We start from the raw sequence: 5172 nt of genomic DNA on the forward strand, positions 1-5172 counted from the left end.
GCGGGCGTGGCTGTGAGGTCGAAGCGGAACGGGTTGGTGTCAGCAACCGAATCCTACGCCGTTTCAGCCACCTATGCTATGCTCGCCAGCCTTCGAACGGCGCCGTCACGAATAAGATGGGCTAGTGCACTGACACAGACGGAAGGTTCAGGAACCTCCGCGAGCTTGTCGAATATGGCCTTTGCCGGCTTTGTCCAGACGAAGGGCTGCGCAGATTTGTTGTGCTCCCTGATGTAGCGAGCGATCTCGGCTTCAAGTTGGGGCACGGACTTGAAGACGCCGCGGCGGATTTTTCGACGGGTGATGGTCGAGAAGAAGCCTTCGACGGCGTTCAGCCACGACGTTTTGCGCTTTCGCCGGAAAGGTCGAAGCAACGAAGCAACCAACAACGCCACCGAACGGGCACTGGGCCCTGCCGTGATCCAGCGCAAGGTGACGAACGGCTACCGCGCCATCTGGGTCGCCGATTACGAAACCGCAGTCCGCACCACGGTCGACATCGCGGCTCTCGACGACGTTGGACCCTTCCAGACAAACTTCCATACAGTCACCACCTGAGCCGCCGCGATCGTAACGCTGACGTCAGGCGTGGGTAATTACCTCCGGGCCACCCTCTTATGACTAGCTATTCAAAGTTAAATCGACAGATGAAAGTCATTGTCGTGCATCTCGGCGCATTACGTAACTATGCAATTCCTTCAGCACTCGCTCGAGAGGGGGTCTTAGAAGCGTTTTATACGGACTTGTGTGCGGATCGCGGCTTTGGGAAGCTAGCGCGTATGGGTACTTTTCTGCCCGTCTTGGGTGGTAGGCTTAGCCGTCTGGCTAACCGCAAACTTCCGCGTAATATAATTAAAAAAACACATACATTTGATGCTCCATCACTCTGGGGGCAGTTCCTCGAGCTCTTTGCAAATGACCCAACCGAACTTATTCGCGCGCGGCAAAATCACTGGTCACGAACCGGGGCAGCCATGGTTACGCACGGTTTCGGTAATGCAACACATATCTTATCTGTTTTTGGACATGGCCACTCGCTGCTAATTGAAGCGCGACGCCAAGGTATAAAGGTAATATCCGACGTCAACATTGCGCTCTCGTCACCGAGTATTATTGCGCGCGAACAACGGTCCTATCCGTCTTGGCCTCAAGAGTTAGATGCCGTTGGAGCCCCTGGCTTTCCCGAATTAATGTTGGCATATACCGATTTATTTCTTTGTCCATCTCAATTTGTTCAGAGAGATCTCGTAGATAATTTTTCCATTCCCGAGGAGCGGACAAGAATTGTGCCGTATTCTGTTCATGATAGATGGTTCACACTTGAGTCGAGACCTCAGCCAGGCCGCATTCTTTTTGCTGGGGGCGCAGTGTTACGTAAAGGCGCTCATTATTACTCAATGAGTGCGGAAATACTTCGAGAACGCGGGCGAGAATACAGCTTTATACTTGCGGGGCACGCTAGCCGCGTTGTCCGTGAATTTCCCGAGTGCGGGGAAATTACATTCCTTGGACGGGTAGCCCGAGCAGATATTCCAAACGAGTTCATCAAAGCCGATGTACTTGTTTTGCCCTCTCTAGCAGAAGGATCAGCTGGGGTGACCTATGAGGCCCTTGGGGCGGGCCTACCGATAGTCACGACTTACGAATCGGGTTCGGTGGTGCGGGATGGTGTGGAAGGCTTCATCGTTCCGTCCCGTGATCCGGTGGCGCTAGCGAACGCCATTGAGCGAATCGTTGAAGACCGCGCTCTGCGCGAGAACATGTCGAGAGCGGCCCGAAAGCGGGCTCAGGACTTTTGTTGGGAACGCTATCAGGAACGTTTAATTGCGGCGATTGCAGATGCGTAACGCAGCTCTGCCAACAGTTTGCCGATGTTTACTGGTGCTAATTTTAGGTGCACTCTTAGGTGTCCGCTGTCGCCGATGGCTATATCGCCATGTTCTCGGGTACAGCATCGACAGCCGTGCGAATATTGGCATTATTTACCTGAGAGTAATTGAGGCCGAGCTCGGTCCAGACAGTCGCATCGGACACTTTTCGGTCATTCGTAATCTTCATCGGTTAGAGCTTAGTGCAAATGCGTCGATCGGAACATTTAATTGGGTATTTGGAATGCTCGACAGTGGGGAACATTTTGTTGCTGATGTCGGACGACGATCAGAGCTTATTATGGAGCGCGACAGCGCTTTGACATCGCGCCACATCATTGATTGTACAAATACGGTGTGTATTGGATCGTTCTCAACAATCGCGGGATTCAATTGTCAGCTGCTTACACACGGCATAAATATAGTAGCAAACCGTCAAGAGTCTGCGCCTATTATTATTGGCAAACATTGTCTTGTTGGATCTGCATGCATCATCCTAAAGGGTTCGATTATTCCAGATGGGAGCGTAATTGGCGCGGGAAGCGTCTTTCGCGGACAGCCAAGCCAAGGCTATCAATTATATTCCGGCGTCCCAGCGAAACCAATCAAAGCCCTTCCGCATCAATTAGCATATTTCATCCGTGAGACAGGAGCGGTCCGTTAGGCAATGAGGGAGCAACCCCCGGGCATCCCAAAAATTTCAATCGGCATAGTAGCCGGAAGTATTTCACGCTCTGGAGGAGGCGTTTCCCATGCAATATTAAATGCAGCAAAATCTATAAATGATATTAGCTGTTACAGGCTAACGATGTACGGACTGCGCGATCGATTTACCGACGAGGACATTAGTGAATGGTCGACCTTGGACACTACTACTTATTGCACTCTAGGCCCAACCAAACTGGGCTATGCTCCCCAGCTCGGGCGCGCGTTAATGGCAGGGAATCATGACTTATTGCATCAACATGGGTTATGGCTCGCAATCTCCCGTCAAGTTTCTGCTTGGCGGCATTGCACTAACCTACCTGTCGTAATTACTCCACACGGGATGCTTGATTCGTGGGCTATCTCTAACTCGAGATGGAAAAAGCGCATAGCAGGGTTGATCTATGAGGACGCGAATCTTAAGGGCGCTAATTGCCTTCACGCCCTCAACGAATCAGAACTTATTTCCATACGGAAACTAGGGTTATCTAACCCAGTTGCTATAATTCCGAATGGCGTAGGGCTTCCCAAGCTGGACGAAATACCGGAAAGGCCAAGTTTTTTCTATGCTGGAGATCGGAAAACCCTACTATTTCTGGGACGTATACATCCAAAGAAGGGGCTTAGGGAACTGATTGAGGCATGGGCGCTTTTCAAGGCGGACGCGCCGAAGCTCGCATCCGAATGGCGTCTTATGTTGGCGGGGTGGGATGATGGAGGCCATCGAGCTATTCTTGAGGAAATGGTGGCGCGTCAGGGACTTTCCAACGACGTCGTTTTTCCAGGCCCACAGCATGGTGATGCGAAGGCGGGGGTCTTTGCGCATGCCGACGCTTTCATTCTGCCATCTTATTCAGAAGGTCTGCCGGTTGCGGTACTGGAAGCTTGGTCTTACGGTCTGCCGGTTTTTATGACGAAAGCATGCAACCTACCAGAAGGGTTCGAGGCGGAAGCCGCAGTGGAAATTACGACGATCCCAGAAGATATAAAACGAATCCTCGTCGCTCATCTGGATGACTCGGCTCTCAGTGCCCGTGGCCAGATGGGCCGTAGCCTTGTTGCCCAAAAGTTCTCTTGGATGCGGATAGCTCGTATGCAAGATGAACTTTACAAGTGGCTCGTACGCGGCGGGTCAATGCCGCCTTACGTAAATAAAGTCTAGTCACCTGAATCTAAAGTGTGCTGCATAATATTTGCTGGGTTTTCTGGCGGAAACGCTTGATCGAGGCGAGGATTTCGTCGGCGGATTTTGTCCATTTGTAGGGCTTGGGATTTTCATTGTGGCGCTCGATGAAGGCGCGGATGTCGCCTTCGGGTTGCGCTGTGGAGGTATGAACGCCGCGTGGCAGTTTTTTTGCGCGTCAGCTCAGCGAACCATCGCTCCACCTGGTTGATCCATGACGCTGAAGTCGGCGTGAAATGCGCTTGGTAGTGGGGCCGCCGCGCCAACCATGCTTTGACCTTCGCGGTTTTGTGGGTGGCGTAGTTGTCCATGATGTAACCGCCCCGGGTTTGCCTCCAGGGCCGTTCCACAAATGCAGATGAGGCCATTCCGGCAATGCGCTCATAGCGCGTGGGTTTGATCAAGCCCTCTGCATCGCGGACTTCATCGAGGCCAGCGGTCTATGACCGCGCAGACAGGCCGGACATATGACTGCACCGTTCCAGCAGACTGAGTTGTTCGAAAAAGATCCTTGCCTCCAGGGCCGTTCCACATATGCCGGAGGCTCCAACTCTTGAGAGATTGGGGCTATGGAAGCGAACACCTGAGGTTCGGGATCGTGCGGATCGGATGGTGCGGGAGCACCGGGGGGACTACGGCTCGGAATCGGAGGCGATTTTGTCGATCGCCTCGAAGATTGGCTGCACGGGAGAGAGTTTGCGCCGGTGGATTCGGCAAGCGGAACGGGACGCGGGCGACCGCGCCGGGCTGACCAGCAACGAGCGTGCGCGGCTGAAGGCGCTTGAGCGGGAGAACCGCGAGCTGCGCCAGGCCAACGAGATTTTGCGTAAGGCGTCGGCGTATTTTGCGCAGGCGGAGCTCGACCGCCGGTTCAAGCCATGATCGCCTTCATTGACGATCATCGCGAGGCGCATGGGGTCGAGCCGATCTGCGAGGTGTTGCCGATCGCCCCTTCTACTTACCACGCGCGGGCCGCGGGCCGCCGCGATCCCGCAAAACTTTCGCCTCGCGCCAGGCGCGACGCCGCGCTCTGCGAAAAAATCCGGTGCGTCTTCGACGAGAACTTCGGCGTCTATGGCGCGCGGAAGATGTGGCGACAATTGATCCGGGAAGGCGAGACTGTGGCGCGCTGCACGATCGAGCGGCTGATGCGGGCCATGGGCCAGCAGGGCGTCGTGCGCAGCAAGCCTGTCAAACCGACGGTGAGCGACAAGGCGGCGTCCTGTCCGCTCGACAAGGTCAACCGGCAATTCGTGGCGGATCGACCGAATGCGCTGTGGGTATCGGATTTCAGTGTGCCGCAGCAAGCGGCGTAAGAGATGAGGGTAGGCCCCTCGCCATCGGCTTGCAGGAGCAGGTGGCAAACCACCGTGAGCGGCGTGGGTTAAAAGCCTGGGTCGTGAGCGTCACGGAAAA

3 protein-coding genes, 4 pseudogenes and 1 other annotated feature are annotated in these 5172 nt (G+C 54.4%); of the genes and pseudogenes, 5 read left to right on the plus strand and 2 right to left on the minus strand.

Annotated features, from left to right (window positions below; genetic code table 11):
• Positions 1-140 precede the first annotated feature (140 nt).
• A pseudogene (locus tag AB7F49_RS38040) lies at positions 141-341 on the minus strand (IS630 family transposase); the annotation flags it as partial.
• 40 nt (positions 342-381) lie between these two features.
• On the opposite strand from AB7F49_RS38040, the pseudogene AB7F49_RS38045 reads away from it, so the two are divergent.
• The 4 genes and pseudogenes from AB7F49_RS38045 to AB7F49_RS38060 all read left to right on the plus strand — a co-directional run.
• Positions 382-558, plus strand: a pseudogene (locus tag AB7F49_RS38045) (IS66 family transposase); the annotation flags it as partial.
• A gap of 89 nt (positions 559-647) precedes the next feature.
• Entirely contained in the window at positions 648-1847 is a 1200-nt protein-coding gene (locus tag AB7F49_RS38050; RefSeq protein WP_428532798.1) for a glycosyltransferase family 4 protein, read from the plus strand.
• The gene (locus AB7F49_RS38055; RefSeq protein ID WP_428532801.1) at positions 1840-2532 is read left to right on the plus strand and encodes an acyltransferase; all 693 of its coding nucleotides are present in this window, start codon (positions 1840-1842) and stop codon (positions 2530-2532) included. Before AB7F49_RS38050 ends, AB7F49_RS38055 begins: the two co-directional genes overlap by 8 nt.
• Positions 2533-2676: 144 nt before the next feature.
• Positions 2677-3735 carry a glycosyltransferase gene (locus AB7F49_RS38060; protein ID WP_428532804.1) on the plus strand — a complete coding sequence of 353 codons (1059 nt, stop codon included), beginning with the start codon at positions 2677-2679 and terminating at the stop codon, positions 3733-3735.
• 10 nt (positions 3736-3745) lie between these two features.
• On the opposite strand, the pseudogene AB7F49_RS38065 reads toward AB7F49_RS38060, so the two are convergent.
• Positions 3746-4070: pseudogene (locus AB7F49_RS38065) on the minus strand (transposase); the annotation flags it as partial.
• A 220-nt stretch (positions 4071-4290) separates the two neighbouring features.
• Between AB7F49_RS38065 and AB7F49_RS38070 the strand changes: the two are divergent.
• Positions 4291-5051, plus strand: a pseudogene (locus AB7F49_RS38070) (IS3 family transposase); the annotation flags it as partial.
• Positions 4593-4709: a sequence feature (AL1L pseudoknot), on the plus strand. Its footprint overlaps the pseudogene before it by 117 nt.
• Positions 5052-5172: the final 121 nt, after the last annotated feature.

This window comes from Pseudorhodoplanes sp., from assembly GCF_050250235.1.
GTDB lineage: Bacteria > Pseudomonadota > Alphaproteobacteria > Rhizobiales > Xanthobacteraceae > Pseudorhodoplanes.

Bases quoted from the DNA above. Each gene is read 5' to 3' on its own strand.
- AB7F49_RS38050 (WP_428532798.1), top strand. From the start codon at position 648: ATGAAAGTCATTGTCGTGCATCTCGGCGCATTACGTAACTATGCAATT.
- AB7F49_RS38055 (WP_428532801.1), top strand. From the start codon at position 1,840: ATGCGTAACGCAGCTCTGCCAACAGTTTGCCGATGTTTACTGGTGCTA.
- AB7F49_RS38060 (WP_428532804.1), top strand. From the start codon at position 2,677: ATGTACGGACTGCGCGATCGATTTACCGACGAGGACATTAGTGAATGG.